This window comes from Psychrobacter sp. KCTC 72983, from assembly GCF_014280455.1.
GTDB lineage: Bacteria > Pseudomonadota > Gammaproteobacteria > Pseudomonadales > Moraxellaceae > Psychrobacter > Psychrobacter pacificensis.
Genome location: NZ_CP060390.1, coordinates 2,650,101 through 2,667,412, shown reverse-complemented (window position 1 = coordinate 2,667,412; position 17,312 = coordinate 2,650,101). Strand labels below are relative to the sequence as shown.

The following is a 17,312-nucleotide window of genomic DNA, read 5'->3' as shown; positions in this document are numbered from 1 at the left end:
TTATAACTCATTGATACTATTTACAATGTTGCTACCTGTCCCTGCTGAGGCATATTTTTGATGGTGGGTTTATAGGGAAACCAGCAATAAGCAATTAAACCTGACAGCAAGTTTGTGATAAACCCCGTGACACTACGATGGCGTGAGTGTTCGATTTGGCACAAGTTTTTAAGCTCCCCAAACACCGTTTCAACCAAAGAGCGATGATTGAGTAGTACCTCATCCATAGGCTCAAGTAAGGGGCTGTCCTAGATAAGTAAAATTATTTAGGATAGCACTATGAGAAAGAGTAAACTAAGTTGGTATAAACAAAACAGACTCATCGAGTTATTTGTTGCCGGTTCTACCGCCAGAACAGCAGCAAGCCTAGTCGGTGTTAATAAAACCACAGCCAGTTATTACTTTCATAGGCTAAGACTGCTTATTTACGAGAATAGTCAAGACCCTGGTCTATTTGAGGGCGAAATCGAAGTAGACGAATCATACTTTGATGGCACTCGTAAAGGCAAGCGAGGGCGAGGTGCTGGTAGCAAAGTGCCCGTGTTTGGTCTACTAAAGCGTAATGGCAAGGTTTACGCTTGTATTATACCCAATGCTAAAGCAGATACTTTGATCCCCATCATAAGAGAAAAAGTGAAGCCTGATAGCATTGTTTATACTGACTCATTTAAAAGCTATAACGCATTAGATGTCAGTGAGTTTACTCATTATCGTATCAACCACTCTAAAACCTTTGTTAATGACAAGAATCATATTAACGGTATAGAGAACTTCTGGAACCAAGCTAAACGGCATCTACGTAAGTTTAACGGGGTCCCAAAAGAGCATTTTCACCTCTATTTAAAGGAATGTGAGTGGCGTTTTAATCACAGTGACCCAAAGTCGCAATTACTACAATTAAAACAATGGGTTAAACAGGGTTTGAGCTAGTTATCTAGGACAGCCCCAAAATGACCAAACCTAATCCAAGAGTATTAGAAGTAAAAGGCGTATTCGTTGAGCCTGCATCGGCGGCTTCAATCGGCGGTGCAATCCGTGATATTAAAGCAGGTAAAATCGCTGAAGGTTCGGTGATCGTTTGCACAGTGACGGGTAATGGTCTAAAAGATCCTGACACTGCGATCAAACAATGTGCCGATGCCGTGATGCTCACCATCAATGCCACATTGGATGATGTCAGAACATCAATCCTATCAAATATGGAAAAATAATTTTTCATGCTTTGCTCAGAAGAAAATACTTAAAAAGCCAACCAACTGCGGTTGGTTTTTTTTATTGCATCGTGCAGAATATAAACTGTATAAGAATAATTCCTATTTACAAACAATTTGATACAGTTTGATTTGTTTTGGTGCAAAATCAATAAATCGCCCAATATTTGTGCAATACAATAATGCTTCAAAGTTGGTTTTGTAAGTTATTGCAGTTTTATTGCAAAGAAATAAGATAAAACAGTAACTTAATAAAGTTGGCACGCCCTTTGCTATTTCAATAACAAGTTCAGAGTCAAATCATTTCGATTTGAACATTTGTAATAAACAGCTTGGGGGAATACCAACATGAACTTTAAACTTTCTACATTAGTGGCTGCATCTTTACTCACTTGTGCAAGTGGCTTGACTATGGCAGCTGAAAGCGATGTATCATTCTCTGGTACTGCAGCAATGACTTCAGATTACCGCTATCGTGGTATGACACAAACTGAAAGCGACCCTGCCGTTCAAGTTGGTTATGGATTAACCCATAGCTCTGGCTTATACGCAGGTGTCTGGGGCTCGAATGTCGGCTTTGGTAGCTCATTAGAGCTCGATCCATATGTAGGTTATAGCACTGAACTTGGCTCTTTGGCGTCTAAACCAGTTTTAGATGTCGGTTTATGGTACTACGGCTATCCAAGTGCTTCTGATTTGAATTGGCTTGAGCTGTATGCACGTCTAGGTTTTGCAGACACCATCACTGTTGGTGACAGTTTGCTTGCAAGCGTGAATTTCACTAATGATTTTTTTGGCTTAGATACTGATGCATGGTATTTAAACCTGACTTATAGCATGCCATTGAGCGCATCTTTCGGTGGTGTAGCAAGCTTAGGTTATACCACTGCTGACGATTATGATTTCAGTGATAACGCTAGTGGCGATGATAACTACATCGACTGGAAAGTTGGTGTGACTTACAGCTTTGCTTCTGTTGAAGACCTGTCAGCTGAGCTTGCTGCTGTCGGCACAAATATTGACGCCGACACCAACCCGTACAAACGTGGTGTAGAGACTGGTGCTGTATTTACAATTACTAAAGCATTCTAAGTTGTAAATAGCATAGGCTAGAAAATTAGCCTTGCGATAAAAAAATCCTGTCTTACTTCAAGGCAGGATTTTTTTATGGAGAATTGGTTCTAAATACGTCTTGGCATGTTAAATGCTTAATATTTATATCGAATAAAGATTGTTTGAATAGATTAAAAAGAAGGGGCTGTCCTAGATGAGTAAAATTATTTAGGATAGCACTATGAGAAAGAGTAAACTAAGTTGGTATAAACAAAGCAGACTCATCGAGTTATTTGTTGCCGGTTCTACCGCGAGAACAGCAGCAAGCTTAGTTGGTGTTAATAAAACCACAGCCAGTTATTACTTTCATAGGCTAAGACTGCTTATTTACGAGAATAGTCAAGACCCTGGTCTATTTGAAGGCGAAATCGAAGTAGACGAATCATACTTTGGTGGCACTCGTAAAGGCAAGCGAGGGCGAGGTGCTGGTAGCAAAGTGCCCGTGTTTGGTCTATTAAAGCGTAATGGCAAGGTCTACGCTTGTATTATACCCAATGCTAAAGCAGATACTTTGATCCCCATTATAAGAGAAAAAGTGAAGCCTGATAGCATTGTTTATACTGACTCATTTAAAAGCTATAACGCATTAGATGTCAGTGAGTTTACTCATTATCGTATTAACCACTCCAAAACCTTTGTTAATGATAAGAATCACATTAATGGTATAGAGAACTTTTGGAACCAAGCTAAACGGCATCTACGTAAGTTTAACGGAGTTCCAAAAGAGCATTTTCACTTCTATTTAAAGGAATGTGAGTGGCGTTTTAATCACAGTGACCCAAAGTCGCAATTACTACAATTAAAACAATGGGTTAAACAGGGTTTGAACTAGTTATCTAGGACAGCCCCAAAAATTATTACCGTAAGTTTCATAATACCAGAGCGGTAAGTGGAGCCGTTTATGAAAGTGGCGCGATTAATAATCGTATACCAAAAACATATACGTTTAACATTGTTCATTGTATAAACATAGATAAAGGAAACAACTATGACTGAATCTACCGACAGATTAGATAGTACTAAATTGAATAGCGTTGAATCGGCTAGTACTAATATTGCTGACAAGAAGGTACCTATAGCTGTGAGTAGTACTCATCAATCGATTGACTCTAAAACCATAAATCATACGCCTAAAGCTATGTACGTGACTTCAGGCAACTCAATAACACCTAAAGATAAGTTGGACAAAATGCCAAAAATGGTTGCCAATGGCAGTCGCGCTTTTATCTGGTATTTGTTGGCGATAATGGTATTAATACTTGATCAATGGACTAAGTGGTTGGCCCAAACCACATTAGCGTTCAATGACCCCGTACCGGTCATTGAACCATTTCTCAACTGGACACTCGCTTATAACTATGGGGCAGCATTTAGCTTTTTAGCCAACGCTGGCGGTTGGCAGAAATGGTTTTTCTCAGGCTTAGCTTTTGTAATGGCTATCTTTTTAACGGTTTATTTAATCAAAGCGCCACGTGCAGCCAAGCTATTATCTATGGGGTTGGCCTTAATGCTTGGTGGTGCGATTGGCAACTTAATCGATCGTTTAAGAATTGGTAAAGTGGTTGACTTTATCCATGTGCATTATGCTGATGTCTGGAATTATCCTCTTTTCAATGTTGCAGATATAGGTGTCTGTGTCGGTGTCGCATTGATTATAATTGACATGATATTTTTAGAAAGTAAGCGTAATAAATAAGCACATTGATGCCGATTATCACAAACAAAATGAACTAGCGTCGTATTCACTCTATACGGAAAAATACTTTTTATACTTGAGTATGTTTATAAAATGTGAACTGGAAGGTAATGTATGACTGGTATAGGTACTCACTCATTTTAGGTCTTAAAACTCAATACTTAAAAGCTCTGCGTAGAGCCATTATTATAGAGAAATTGAATAATCCATAAATTCTTTATTGATAATAACAAAAGGAAAATACAGTGTCACAGACTCAGCCAACTATTGAAAAAATTCACAGCCTTAGAAAAAAAACAAGAGACAGCGTTAAAAAGTCTTACCCTTATATAGTCGATACACTCTAAAAATGTCATAGCACTACTGGGATGAATTTTGCGCAGCCTCCTATCGTGCGCTCAAAGAAATTTGAAGCGGACTATAATAATTACCATCGTTTGTCAGGCGAGGGTAAGCGGGATACAGACACATTCAGAAATGAAATGAAGAATTTTATTACTATGTATCCTGAAGATTTTGAGAAAAAACCGCTAGAAAATTATTTGAAATAACAGCTATTAATGGCACTCCATTAACATTTCTGTAAGTACATTACCGTTAAATGATTACCCTGCGCAGCAAGATAGCTCTTTAACGTCTTTGCTAAAGGTTTGAGCGCATAACTTCAATCCTTCAACCATCGTCAAATACGGAAATAGTTGACCTGCCAATTCTTCGACTGTCATTTTATTATGAATAGCAAGAGCCGCACTTTGAATCAGTTCTCCGCCTTCATGGGCTAAAATTTGTGCGCCTATCAGTTTTCCCGTGGATTCTTCAGCTACCAACTTGATAAAACCATCCGTTTCAAAATTTGCTAAAGCTCTTGGTACGTTTTCCATATCAAGTACACGACTTATCGTATTTATTCCTACCACTGAAGCTTGTACTTCGGTTAGACCTACCGTAGCAACTTGTGGGTCGGTGAATATAACAGCAGGCATGGTAGATAAGTCGAGTTGCGCATTTCCACCTGTCATATTAATTCCAGCCCTACTTCCGGCAGCAGCAGCAACATAAACAAATTGTGGCATATTGGAGCAATCTCCAGCGGCATAAATGTTAGCTGTTGATGTTTCCATCATACTATTAACAACAATGGCACCACTTTTATCTGTTTCAACACCAACATTTTCTAAACCAAGCTTTCCAGTATTTGCATGGCGACCCGTAGAGATAAGCAATTTTTCAGCGATTAATGTTCCTTCGTTAGTTTCCAATGAAAAACCATTGCTATCATAAGAAACATGACTTGCTTGCGTATTATTAAGTACCCTAATACCTTCTTTTTCAAAGCACTCTGCCAGTTTTTCACCTAATAACGGATCTTCAGCATATAAAAGGGTATGTCTGGCTAGAATTGTCACACGGCTACCTAAACGGGCATAAGCTTGCGCAATTTCCAGAGCAACAACGGAGGAGCCGATGACAACTAGACTACTCGGTAACTCTTCTGCAAATAAGGCTTCTGTTGATGTCCAATAAGGTGTATCAACTAAACCCTTAATTGGCGGAATGCTTGGTGTAGAGCCTGTTGCAATTAAAATGCGATCTGCAACCAGCTCTTCTTCACTACCATCAGACTTGTGAACTAGCAAGGTATTTTGATTTTTAAAACGTGCATAACCTTTAAGTAAAGATAGCGCGGGATTACTCTCTAAAATACGTTGATATTTAGCATCGCGTAGTTCTTCGACGCGAGCGTTTTGCTGATGTGCTAATAAGGAGCGGCTAAGTTGTGGCTGAATATTTTCTAAACCATCAAACGGGTTAGTACGTTGCTGATGCGCTAATTGCGCAGCACGGATCAATATTTTTGAAGGAACACAGCCGACATTTACACAGCAACCTCCGATTACATCGGCTCCTTCAATGATAGTAACTCTTGCTCCGCCTTCTGCTGCTTTAATCGCACTGGCAAAGGCCCCTGAACCACTACCAATAATGGCTACATGTAATTGTTCTGGCTGGATGTCATTTGGCGAGCAACAACTATTCGTTGACATATTTTATTCCTCTTAAAAAGTTAAGCGGTACAAGTTTCATCATCACAGCGTTTATTCGCAGGAGAAACCATGTCCCAAATTGATACAGCAACCATTAGTCCTAGCCCCGTATAAGTAACGTATGAACTCCACCCGTACTGGAACCAAGGGTATAAAGAGAGTAAAACCAAAATGGGGCCAATTGAACCGATAAAACTACGGTGCCATTGACGATGGCTAAACCAGCCTAAGATATTCATTACCAGCGCTAATACTGCAAACAGTGGTAACAACGTATTGATAAATACCCCTTCCCACTGACTAAGAAATCCCATCCCAATTGCCGCACCAAGACTAGCTATCGCGGGAAAACACATGGCGCATCCCATTGCCGAAACAAGTGCACCTATAGAGCCTGCTTTATCTCCGATACGCGTAACTAGTTCTAAGGGGCTAAATATTACTTATTTTCACTTTTTAAATTTGAAGGGTAGCCAGCGTTGGTAGTCGCTGCAATTAATGCATTGATGTTGGTTTTAGTGTCATCAAAAGAAACAACAGCTAGCTTAGGCTTGTAGGTAACTTTCGCATTTTCAACGCCATCAACATTTTCTAATGACTTTTTAACTGTGATTGGACATGTCGCACAGTTCATCGTTGGCACTTCCAGTGTAACTGTTTTTACTTCAGCAAAAGCACCAAAACTAGAAAGTGAAAGCAGTGCGGTTAATAATAATTTTTTCATAATTAGCTCCAAATTTTAAAATGTTATAAATTTCTTGATCTGTATATTAAGCAAACAAAAGTATCCAATAATTACTGGTCACTAAAATTGTCGCAACTATAGCGCTCAGCCAGAAAATGACTTTTCGTTGTTGCTGTTTCTTAGGAATTGCACAGGCCGTTCCCGGCTCACACTCTTCTACAGGACGGTAAATTTTCCAACCTGAGTAACCAAACAACAACACTACAAATGCGATAAATAATGGCCTATAGGGTTCAAATGCAGTTAAATTACCAATCCATGAGCCACTTACCCCAAGTAATAACAGGAGCAAAGGACCTACACAGCATACGCCTGCGCCTAATGCTGCTATGATGCCTCCTATCATTGGAAGGTTTGATTCTTTTTGATTCATATAGATACCTCATTAGATAATGCAAGTGTATTGCATGTACCTAAGTACGGAGTCAAGGGTGATTTATAAAAAATTTATCTTTGATAATCTGCTACGACAGATACGGGGAATAAGCTAACTTGAATTAAGGCGCAGAAGTAAAATTGGATATGCTGTTTTAGTGGGAAATGGTAGTTAAGTGAATCATTTACTTCGGTTGCAACGAATCAATTATTGGGCAGTGGCTATCGTCATCATTATTTTGGCATTGTCCTAAATGTTCTTCCAAAGCGTGTTCTAACAACAACAAGTCAGCCATCTTTTTTTGTACTGCGATCAGTTTTTTATTAGCTAATTCTTGTACTTTACTACATGGACTATCGTTTAACGCAAGTAACCCTTCAATCTCATTTAGCGTAAAACCTAATTCTTGAGAACGCTTGATAAAATGTATTCTATTTACCGTTTCTTTCGGGTAATGTCTATAGCCCTGCATAGGCTTTGGTGGTTGTTTAATTAAGCCTTTGCGTTCATAAAAGCGAATTGTTTCGACATTTACACTCAGTTCTTTAGCCAACATACTTATGGTTCGTTTAGACACGTTATCAATTACCTTACTGACTTTTTGTTTACTTACTTTATATCTAATTAAAGTGACCATCAATGAATACCAGTTTAAACATCGCTAATTGATTTTGTTTTTTCTTCTATTAAATAAGTAAAGTTACCGTTGTTACAACAATATTAAACCACAACAATGTATGGTTTATCCTTTTTCATTATCAAAGTCCAAATTAGTGTTATTACATGCAGTTCTACATGAGTATACCCTAGCGGAACCATCTATTTCAGCATTTAAACCTATTAACAGACCACTTAAAACAGACCGGTATAATGGAACCACTTATATTAAGTCGTCTTTGATTATTTATAAATAGGTATTATTCACACTAAAATAATCAAGTACGACGTGAACAATACCTATACGGCGATGAGCCATAACAAATATATCAATTAGTAAGCGACTTATCCGCCATTTCATTAGCCATCTTCAATGCTTGGTATAAACTCGTCGCACTTGCGCCGCCGCGTCCCGCCAAGTCTAGCGCCGTACCATGATCGACAGAGGTGCGAATATAAGGCAGTCCTAAGGTGAGATTTACCGTATCACCAAAGCCGTGTGATTTGAGTACGGGCAACCCTTGATCGTGATACATGGCGATGACTGCATCGCAGTTTGCTAAGTGTCTGGGGGTAAACAGCGTATCGGCTGGCATCGCCTCTGAAATATTGACGCCTGCATCGGTGAACTCTCGTAAGACTGGATTGATAATCTCAATCTCCTCCATACCCAAATGCCCGCCCTCGCCTGCATGTGGATTGAGACCGCACACCAAAATACGAGGCTGCGTGAGGCCAAACTTTTCTCTCATGTCATTGACAACGATTTGTACTGTTTGACGTACATTATCCGCGGTGATGGCAGCAGGTATGTCTTTTAATGGCAAATGGGTAGTGACAAGCGCGACTTTCATCGCTTGATTGGCAAGCATCATCACCACTTTCTCACAGCCACTTTGCTGCATAAAAAACTCGGTGTGACCGCTAAACATAGTGCCATCCAATAGCTTGATACCAGCATCTATCAGCGCTGATTTTTGTAAAGGACCTGTGACGATAGCGGCAACTGTTCCATTTACTGCTAACTGATGAGCAATGTCTAATTGCTGAGCCACCATCGCTGAGTTGGCAATATTGATTTGTCCGCCAGTAACTGGTCCTGCACAAGGGACGTTAAGCAAAATAAAAGCACTATCAGCATCTATATCCTGCTGTGCTATCTGCTCGGCCGCGTCCATATCAAAGTCACCAGCCTCGTTGTCAATGGTTTGCCAAATAGGCACTTCTGTCAACACGCCAGCTGAAACCAACTCCTCTGCACGGACTTGCATCGTGCTCGCATCAGCGGTTACCCAAATGGGACGGTCAAAATCTTGCAGCTTGCCCTCTGCCGCCAGATTCAATACGACATCCATTCCAATGCCCGCAGGTTCACCTGTCGTGATTAATAATGGTCGTTTTTGTTCTGTCATAGCAATAGCCTTATTTTATTTAAATTTTTGATTTTATTATATTTATCGTCAATATTTTCAGTTGTTACGTTTAGACAATGGATGCGGTCTCTTATTTTATGCATAACAATCACTGTAGATTTAGTTGCTTACCCAGCCTAAAAAATCACATTATGTGTTAAACTTTCGCTTCTGATTGTAGCATTTGCAGGCAAATCTAAAACCACGTTTTGGTACATCTACCGTAGAGATGTACCATATCTGTTTTGCGCTACCATCGACATCTTTTTTTATACCCATTTTGACTCATTAGGCACTCATGGCAGAAAACGACAAAACCGACGACTTACTCAATCAGACACCGCCGCACAATATCGATATTGAAAAGGCATTGCTCGCGTCTTTGATGAGTATCGAAGAGGCGTACGACAAGATTGCCGATATCGTCACCAAAGATGACTTTTATGCGGGGCGACATCAATATATTTTTGATGCGATTGCTCACCTTGCAGCCGTTAATGAGCCTTATGATACGGTCATGGTACACGACTGGTTAGAGGCGCAAAAGTTACTCAAAGGTGCAGGTGGGGACAGCTACTTAGCTGATATTTTGAGCCAAAGTCCGGCGACCTTGTTTAACCTGACTGCTTACGCTCAGCGCGTACGTGAGCTCTCAACGCTGCGTCAGCTCATTACCACGGGTAATGACATGCTAGCGCTGGCCTACAATCCAAAAGACCAAAGCGTTAGTGATATCTTGGACAATGTCGAAGGTAAGATATTTAGCATCAATGAGCAGCATAACAAACGCGCGGAACAGCGTGGCCCTGTCGGTATTACTTCGGTCTTAACCAATGTTATCGATCAGATTCAAGAGTTAAAATCCAACCCCGATGGCATGATTGGTTTACAAACGCCATTTGTCGAGCTGAATAATAAAACGCAAGGGCTACAATCAGGCGACTTGATTATCGTCGCCGCTCGTCCTTCTATGGGTAAAACCACTTTTGCAATGAACTTGGCAGAAGGGATTTTATTTAATGAAGATTTGCCTGTTGTGGTGTTTTCGATGGAGATGCCGGCAGAGTCTATTGTCATGCGTTTGCTGTCTTCATGGGGCGCGATTAACCAGACGCATCTACGTTCTGGGCAAATGAATGAAGATGAGTGGGCAAAGATGATGAACGCCATTCAGCATCTACAGTCTAAGCATTTATATATTGATGACAGTACCGCCTTGCCGCCATCCGAGATGCGCTCACGCTGTCGACGTATTGCCAAAAACCATGATGGGCGCTTGGGTGCTATCGTGGTCGATTATCTTCAGCTGATGAAAGTGCCGAGCCTAGATGGCAACCGTGTTGGCGAGATTTCTGAGATTTCGCGCAGTCTAAAGGCGCTCGCACGTGAGCTTGAATGTCCCGTGATTGCGTTGTCACAGCTTAATCGTAGTCTAGAAAACCGTCCAAATAAACGCCCAATTATGTCGGATCTACGTGAGTCTGGTGCAATTGAGCAGGATGCCGATTTGATTATGTTCATCTATCGTGATGAGGTTTATAATGAAAACTCAGACCACAAAGGTGTGGCGGAAATTATTATCGGCAAGCAGCGTAACGGCCCTATTGGTACCGTACGCTTGGGTTTTGAAGGTCAATTCACCCGCTTCATTAATCTAACGCCAGAATACTATCAAGGCGTCAGTTTTGAGAATGATGAGTAATCAGCGTTATAACATTTAAGTCTTAGTAAAATGTAAGCCCATACCGATTTTGGCTTACTCACAAGTTAGTAAGTAGCTTTAACCACATAGCCAGTATAGTATCAACTCCATTGATGCTGTACTGGCTTTATCACTTCATAATTCTACTCATAAAGAAGGCGATTATGCGCACCATTACCATAAAACCAAAAGCCATTACTCATAATCTCAATCAAGTAAAACAACGCGCACCGCAAGCAAAAGTCTTAGCGATGGTCAAATCCAATGCGTATGGGCATGGCGTGGCGGCGGTATTACCAGCCCTGCAGCAAGCAGATGGTATTGGGGTTGCGACTTTAACCGAAGCATTAGAAGCCAGACAATTAGGTTGGGAGAAAACCATTGGTCTAGTAGAAGGGGCATTTAGCGCTGATGAGTGGCAACAAGCCATTGATCATGATATTAGCTGCGTGATTCACCACGGACCACAGTTAGAATGGGCACTACAAAACTTCCCGCCAGCTGGTAGTGCAACTAATGTGGTTTGGCTAAAATATAATACAGGTATGAACCGTTTGGGTTTCAATGCTGAGGGTGTGCTATCAGCAGCCAAGCGTTTGCATGAAGCAGGTTATCAGCTGATCCTAGCCACCCATTTTGCCAATGCTGATGATCATGACCATCCATTAAATGCCATGCAGATTGAGCGCTTCTCAAGCGTACTTGCGACTTTGAAAGATACCATTAGCCTAGATATCAAAGGCTCATTATGCAACTCTGCTGGCATCGTCAACTTCCCAGAGTACCATTATGATTGGGTACGCCCAGGCATCATCTTATACGGTAGCTCGCCTGTCGTCGATAAAAGCGCACAAGAGTTAGACTTGCAGCCCGCGATGGAATTTAGTGCTCAAATTATGGCATTACAAACGGTCAGTGCCAATGATGCGATCGGCTATGGTAGCCGCTGGCGTGCGCAGCAAGACACCAGAACCGCTCTCGTGAGTGTGGGTTACGGAGACGGCTACCCGCGTGTAATAAGTGACGACGCTTATGTCACCGTCATCGATACTAACGACAATCAAAGCTACCGTTGTCCTGTGATTGGGCGTGTGGCAATGGATATGATCGTCATTGATGTCAGCAAAACGCCTGAAAGCCTTGCTTTGGATAGCAAAGTCATGCTCTGGGGCGATGCGCCGCGTGTCGATGAAGTGGCAGGTCATGCTGGAACGATTAGCTATGAGCTGTTATGTCGCCTCAGCATACGTCCAAACCGTACACAGGCATAATCATTAACGGCACAGGCATTAGCATACGAGTACTATGGCTTGCTAATGCGATTTCGGTCTATTTAGCAAGCCATTCGATCTTGATAAAATTGCACGTTTACATTGAAAGTAAATACGCTATACTAAAAGTTTGTTGTCAACCCAGTATACGCACTGACGCGATGATATTGAAGACTGATGACGTTTCACTGACTGCGATCGACTGCTAGGATTACTATGAGTTTGCGCCATTTTTTAACCTTATCTGATTTAACCAAACAAGAACTAGAAAACTTAATCAAACGCGCAAGCGAATTGCGTAAGATGCAACACGCAGGCGAGATATATCAGCCTTTCGTTGGTCGTACGCTTGGCATGATATTTGAAAAATCTTCAACGCGTACCCGTATCTCATTTGAGACCGGCATGGGTCAATTTGGTGGTAATGCTATATTTTTATCACCCAACGATACGCAGCTCGGTCGCGGTGAGCCATTAGAAGACTCAGCACGCGTGATCTCCAGCATGGTTGATATCATTATGATTCGTACCTTTGGGCACGAAAAAGTCGAGACCTTTGCTGAATACTCAAGCGTCCCTATTATCAATGCGTTGACCGATGAATACCATCCTTGTCAATTGCTTGCTGATATGCAGACTTATTATGAGCATCGCGGTAGCATCGAAAATAAGATCGTCACGTGGGTCGGTGACGGCAACAATATGTGCTCGTCATTTATGCAAGCCGCCAATCAGTTTGGTTTTGAATTACGCGTGGCAGCGCCTTATGGGTTCGAGCCTGATCCGAAACTTATGGAACGCTTCTCACATTGCGTGAGCTTGGTCGAAAACGTACAAGACGCAGCCAAAGATTCTAATTTGATTGTCACCGATGTATGGGCAAGTATGGGTCAAGAGTCCGAGCAAAATACGCGCGCACGTCGTTTTGCCCCTTATCAAGTGACGCCGTCTCTACTAGACAAAGCCGACCCTGAAGTGGTGTTTATGCACTGTCTGCCCGCCCATCGTGGTGAGGAGATCTCTCATGATATGCTAAATGATCCGCGCTCTGTTGTGTGGGATGAAGCCGAAAATCGTCTACATGCGCAAAAAGCCTTGATGGAGTTTTTGCTAAAAGACAAAATCAAACTACCTGCCTAACTTACCGTGTAAAAAACAGTAAGATAAGTTATTAGTCCGTTCATAAATAAAAAAGCCGTTCAGATTTGGACGGCTTTTTATCTGTAAAAATGGCTTGAGACTGTATTCTTGAGACTGTATTAGCGCGTAAGCGTTGTTACGCCATCTGCACTGGCTTTTAATAGCACATCCGCTTGGTTTGCCGCAAAGATACCATTACAGACCACACCCACGATATTATTCAGCTCTTTTTCAAGCGCGATTGGATTACTCACATCCAAGTCATAAGTATCTAGAATAACGTTGCCGTAATCAGTGACAAAGTCTTCACGATAGACAGGCTCACCGCCCAATTTTGCTAATTGACGCGCGACATAAGAGCGCGCTTGCGGCAGGACTTCAATCGGCACTGGAAACGCGCGACCTAAGATCTCAACGCTTTTGCTCTCATCAACCATACACACAAACTTTTTGGAAGCAGCCGCGACGATCTTTTCGCGAGTCAATGCACCGCCGCCGCCTTTGATAAGTTGCAAGTGCTCATTGACCTCATCAGCACCATCGATATAAACATCAAGCGTACCAGCAAAGTTTAGATCAACAATTTCGATACCAAGCGCACGCAGTTTGTCTTCAGTCACCTGTGAGCTGGCAACCGCACCAGCAAGCTTCAATTGTGGCAACAACTCAATCAAACAGTTGACCGTACTACCCGTCCCCACCCCAAGTATCATATCATCTTCGATATAGCTTAGGGCAGCGCGGGCGGCGGCTTGCTTTTGTGCTTGCTGATCACTCATCATAAATCCTTGGAAAATAAACGTATGGTCTTAAAAAAAGTAAAAGGCTAAAACAAATAAAATGCGTGGCTATTATAACCGATGATATTGATCGATGTTAGCGCAATCACAATTCTAATTCGGTAGTCATATAATACTTATCTCACAACGTTCTTCACCACACGCTTTCACTTTATATTCATTCAGGCATAAAATCCCAAGAAAACTGCAATTGAGTCTTGCAAGATACTCAAAATCAGCATAGGCTAATCTATTTCATTTTTATATTCATTCTGTTTAGGGATTACTATGCTGTCACACTGGGTACGAGCCATACTACAAGCCACCGTCTATGACGTTGCGATTCAAACACCACTTGAAACGGCGCCCAAGCTGACCCAACGTTTTGCCAATGACATTCGTTTTAAACGTGAAGACTTACAACCTGTCAAATCTTTTAAGTTACGAGGTGCCTACAACCGTATCAGTCAGCTAAGCGATGAGCAAAAAGCGCGCGGCGTTATCTGCGCCTCAGCAGGCAACCATGCTCAAGGCGTGGCTTACTCTGCGCGCAAACTGTCACTAAACAACATCATCGTTATGCCAACGACTACGCCTGATATTAAGGTAGAAGCCGTCAGAGCGCTTGGTGGCAATGTCGATCTGCATGGCGATAGTTTTGATCAAGCAAACCGCTATGCAATAGATCGTGCTGAGCGCGAGGGCCTGACCTTTATACCGCCTTATGATGATGAATTGGTGATTGCTGGGCAAGGAACCATCGCGCTTGAGTTGACCCAACAGTGGCGTAACATGGATTATGTGTTTGTTGCCGTTGGTGGTGGCGGTCTCATCTCAGGTGTCGCCGCATTTTTGGGAGAAGTGGCACCGCATGTCAAAGTGATCGCGGTAGAAGCGGAACAATCAGCTTGCCTAAAAGCCGCACTTGAAACGGGTGAACGTGTCAAACTTGAGCAAGTCGGACTGTTCGTCGATGGCGTGGCAGTCGCGCAAATTGGTGAACTGCCTTTTGACGTCGTGCGTACTCAGAAAAGTGACAATTCAGGCCCTATCGTGGAGCCTAACGTCGTCACCTGTAGCAACGATGAAGTCTGCGCAGCAGTCAAAGATGTGTTTGAGGAGAGCCGCAGTATCGTAGAGCCTGCAGGTGCGTTGGCAGTTGCTGGTATGAAAAAATATATCACAGCGAACAATATTCAAGGCAAAAACTGCGCGGCCATCATTTGCGGCGCTAATATGAATTTTGACCGTCTGCGTTATATTGCTGAGCGCACTGAGATTGGCGAGAAAAAAGAAGCTATCTTTGGGGTTACTATACCAGAACAAACTGGCGCTTTCTTGAACTTCTGCCGCAGTCTGCACGGTCGTAATATTACTGAGTTTAACTACCGTGCCGATAGCAAAAAGTCACCAGACTCAATGGAGCCTGCCTCAATCTTTGTCGGTATTGCATTAAAAGAAGGTGAAAAAGAGCGTCAAACTATTAGTACTCAATTGGCAAATGATGGCTATAATGCTTATGATTTGACCGATGACGATATCGCCAAGTCACATATCCGTCATTTGATTGGTGGTCACGCCAAGGTCGAAAACGAGCAGTTACTACAAGTGATATTCCCAGAGCGTCCGGGCGCCCTGCTGACTTTCTTAGAAAAATTGGGCGATGACTTTAATATCACTTTATTCCATTACCGCAACCATGGTGCCGCTGAAGGCCGTGTACTGGTTGGTCTACAAGCCTCAGAAAGCAACTCTCGTCAGCTACAAGACGCCTTACTAGACATCGGCTATGACTGCACGACGGTCAATGACAATATTGGCTATCAGTTATTTTTGAAATAATGACTTAACGGGATATATTTAGACCTTATTATAAAAGCGACTTGTCATATGATGGGTCGCTTTTTACTTTCTATAATCTGCTACAGACGGCGACGAACACAAAACCTTATTTGTAAATACCAAATATGCCCTCATATTATTTGATATAAAAACAAATACAGAGTGAGCTTTATGAAAAAAAATACTGATGATAACACCCAAGGTTTGGTCAAAATTCGTCTCGATAAATGGTTATGGGCCGCTCGGTTTTACCGCACACGCACCCTTGCCAAGCAAGCCATTGAAAGCGGACGTGTGCATTATGGTGGCAGCCGCGTCAAGACCAGTAAAGAGATTTCAGTCGGCGATGAGCTAACCATTCGTCAAGGCTCAGCGACCGCCATGACTGAAAAGACTGTCATTGTTGAGGCGCTATCTGCACAGCGGGGCAATGCGACCGCCGCTGAGGTGCTATACTCAGAGACCAAAGAGAGCGAAACGCGGCGTGCTTATTATGCTGAACAGCGCAAACTGGCCAACCTTGCTCGTCCTGATAATAAGCCCAACAAAAAAGAGCGCCGTGACTTACAGCGCTTCAAAAGCAATCAAGATTGATACAGCATTACCCTCGCATCACCCAGTTACCTATAGCATTGTCATAAACCCAGTATTAAGTGACGCTATTGTCTAGTCTCTGTCCTTGCCATTCAAGCGATTAAGCGTTACGCTAGTCGTTGGTTCAATCGATTGCATGCTAATAAAAGCCGCATTAACAGTGCTGGTTTCTTATAGCATGTTTTTTTGTTATAGAAGGTCATATTATGCTGATGAAAGCCTGTACTCCCTCGTCTGTATTATTGGTTTGTTTAGGAAACATCTGCCGCTCCCCTACCGCTGAGGAAGTTTTCCGTCAGCAAGCGGCGATTGCTGGACTCTCAATAAAGATAGACTCAGCAGGTACCAGTGATTCACATGTCGGCGACAAACCTGACCCACGTTCGCAGCGCCATGCGAAATCACATGGCTACAAAATTAATAAATTGGTTGCACGCCAAGTCAGCGCCGATGACTTCCGTGATTTTGATTTGATCTTAGCCATGGATTCACAGAATTTGGCTGACCTACAAGCCATTAAAGACGACATGGCAGAGTCAGAAGAGGACTTGGCAAAGCTGGCCCTATTTAGTGAAGAAGACCCTACCTATTGCGGCAGTGATGTGCCAGATCCATATAAAGGCGATAACGATGATTTCGAAGAGGTGATCGAGCGCATCGAATCAAGCGCCCAAGCTTGGATCGAAAGCTGGAAGGCTTGCTAGCTATAAATTCTATATTTCTGCTACT

General features: G+C 42.3%; 17 protein-coding genes and 2 pseudogenes. 11 read left to right on the top strand and 8 right to left on the bottom strand.

Features of this window, described 5'->3' with window-relative positions; genetic code table 11:
* Positions 1–20 precede the first annotated feature (20 nt).
* Positions 21–212 (bottom strand): annotated as a pseudogene (locus PSBA01_RS11450) (transposase); the annotation flags it as partial.
* A gap of 67 nt (positions 213–279) precedes the next feature.
* Between PSBA01_RS11450 and PSBA01_RS11445 the strand changes: the two are divergent.
* The 5 genes and pseudogenes from PSBA01_RS11445 to lspA all read left to right on the top strand — a co-directional run bounded on the left by PSBA01_RS11445 (position 280) and on the right by lspA (position 4,020).
* Entirely contained in the window at positions 280–930 is a 651-nt protein-coding gene (locus tag PSBA01_RS11445) for an IS1595-like element ISPssp3 family transposase (RefSeq protein ID WP_186474410.1), read from the top strand.
* Positions 931–983: 53 nt separating this feature from the next.
* A pseudogene (locus PSBA01_RS11440) lies at positions 984–1,211 on the top strand (threonine synthase); the annotation flags it as partial.
* Positions 1,212–1,559: 348 nt separating this feature from the next.
* Positions 1,560–2,303, top strand: coding sequence for a TorF family putative porin (locus PSBA01_RS11435; RefSeq protein WP_071001644.1), 744 nt, complete (start codon positions 1,560–1,562; stop codon positions 2,301–2,303).
* A gap of 202 nt (positions 2,304–2,505) precedes the next feature.
* Positions 2,506–3,156 carry an IS1595-like element ISPssp3 family transposase gene (locus tag PSBA01_RS11430; RefSeq protein ID WP_186474408.1) on the top strand — a complete coding sequence of 217 codons (651 nt, stop codon included), beginning with the start codon at positions 2,506–2,508 and terminating at the stop codon, positions 3,154–3,156.
* A gap of 156 nt (positions 3,157–3,312) precedes the next feature.
* A complete protein-coding gene (lspA, locus tag PSBA01_RS11425) occupies positions 3,313–4,020 on the top strand; it encodes a signal peptidase II (RefSeq protein WP_075107731.1) in 708 nt (235 codons plus the stop codon).
* A gap of 605 nt (positions 4,021–4,625) precedes the next feature.
* Here the strand turns inward: lspA and merA are convergent.
* From merA to pdxA, 6 genes are all read right to left on the bottom strand, one after another.
* Positions 4,626–6,065, bottom strand: a complete 1,440-nt coding sequence (gene merA, locus PSBA01_RS11420; protein ID WP_186474406.1) for a mercury(II) reductase — start codon at positions 6,063–6,065, stop codon at positions 4,626–4,628.
* 20 nt (positions 6,066–6,085) lie between these two features.
* The gene (merC, locus tag PSBA01_RS11415; RefSeq protein WP_240366394.1) at positions 6,086–6,433 is read right to left on the bottom strand and encodes an organomercurial transporter MerC; all 348 of its coding nucleotides are present in this window, start codon (positions 6,431–6,433) and stop codon (positions 6,086–6,088) included.
* Positions 6,434–6,504: 71 nt separating this feature from the next.
* A complete protein-coding gene (gene merP / locus PSBA01_RS11410; protein WP_008110847.1) occupies positions 6,505–6,789 on the bottom strand; it encodes a mercury resistance system periplasmic binding protein MerP in 285 nt (94 codons plus the stop codon).
* Between the two features lie 46 nt (positions 6,790–6,835).
* Entirely contained in the window at positions 6,836–7,183 is a 348-nt protein-coding gene (locus tag PSBA01_RS11405) for a mercuric transporter MerT family protein (protein WP_016899520.1), read from the bottom strand.
* A 187-nt stretch (positions 7,184–7,370) separates the two neighbouring features.
* Positions 7,371–7,823 carry an Hg(II)-responsive transcriptional regulator gene (merR, locus tag PSBA01_RS11400; protein WP_008110844.1) on the bottom strand — a complete coding sequence of 151 codons (453 nt, stop codon included), beginning with the start codon at positions 7,821–7,823 and terminating at the stop codon, positions 7,371–7,373.
* A 349-nt stretch (positions 7,824–8,172) separates the two neighbouring features.
* A complete protein-coding gene (gene pdxA / locus PSBA01_RS11395; protein WP_071001651.1) occupies positions 8,173–9,255 on the bottom strand; it encodes a 4-hydroxythreonine-4-phosphate dehydrogenase PdxA in 1,083 nt (360 codons plus the stop codon).
* Between the two features lie 298 nt (positions 9,256–9,553).
* On the opposite strand from pdxA, the gene dnaB reads away from it, so the two are divergent.
* From dnaB to argF, 3 genes are all read left to right on the top strand, one after another.
* The gene (gene dnaB / locus PSBA01_RS11390; RefSeq protein ID WP_071001653.1) at positions 9,554–10,957 is read left to right on the top strand and encodes a replicative DNA helicase; all 1,404 of its coding nucleotides are present in this window, start codon (positions 9,554–9,556) and stop codon (positions 10,955–10,957) included.
* Positions 10,958–11,121: 164 nt separating this feature from the next.
* Positions 11,122–12,228, top strand: a complete 1,107-nt coding sequence (alr, locus tag PSBA01_RS11385) for an alanine racemase (protein WP_071001654.1) — start codon at positions 11,122–11,124, stop codon at positions 12,226–12,228.
* Positions 12,229–12,444: 216 nt separating this feature from the next.
* Complete coding sequence (argF, locus tag PSBA01_RS11380; RefSeq protein WP_071001655.1) at positions 12,445–13,368, top strand: ornithine carbamoyltransferase; 924 nt, start codon at positions 12,445–12,447, stop codon at positions 13,366–13,368.
* Between the two features lie 119 nt (positions 13,369–13,487).
* Here argF and rpiA read toward each other — a convergent pair whose 3' ends face one another.
* Positions 13,488–14,147, bottom strand: a complete 660-nt coding sequence (gene rpiA / locus PSBA01_RS11375; RefSeq protein WP_071001657.1) for a ribose-5-phosphate isomerase RpiA — start codon at positions 14,145–14,147, stop codon at positions 13,488–13,490.
* Positions 14,148–14,435: 288 nt separating this feature from the next.
* On the opposite strand from rpiA, the gene ilvA reads away from it, so the two are divergent.
* The 3 genes from ilvA to PSBA01_RS11360 all read left to right on the top strand — a co-directional run bounded on the left by ilvA (position 14,436) and on the right by PSBA01_RS11360 (position 17,287).
* On the top strand, positions 14,436–15,989 hold the full coding sequence (ilvA, locus tag PSBA01_RS11370) for a threonine ammonia-lyase, biosynthetic (RefSeq protein ID WP_186474405.1): 1,554 nt from the start codon (positions 14,436–14,438) through the stop codon (positions 15,987–15,989).
* 171 nt (positions 15,990–16,160) lie between these two features.
* Positions 16,161–16,583, top strand: coding sequence for an RNA-binding S4 domain-containing protein (locus PSBA01_RS11365; protein WP_071001659.1), 423 nt, complete (start codon positions 16,161–16,163; stop codon positions 16,581–16,583).
* 206 nt (positions 16,584–16,789) lie between these two features.
* Positions 16,790–17,287, top strand: coding sequence for a low molecular weight protein-tyrosine-phosphatase (locus tag PSBA01_RS11360; protein WP_083328818.1), 498 nt, complete (start codon positions 16,790–16,792; stop codon positions 17,285–17,287).
* Positions 17,288–17,312: the final 25 nt, after the last annotated feature.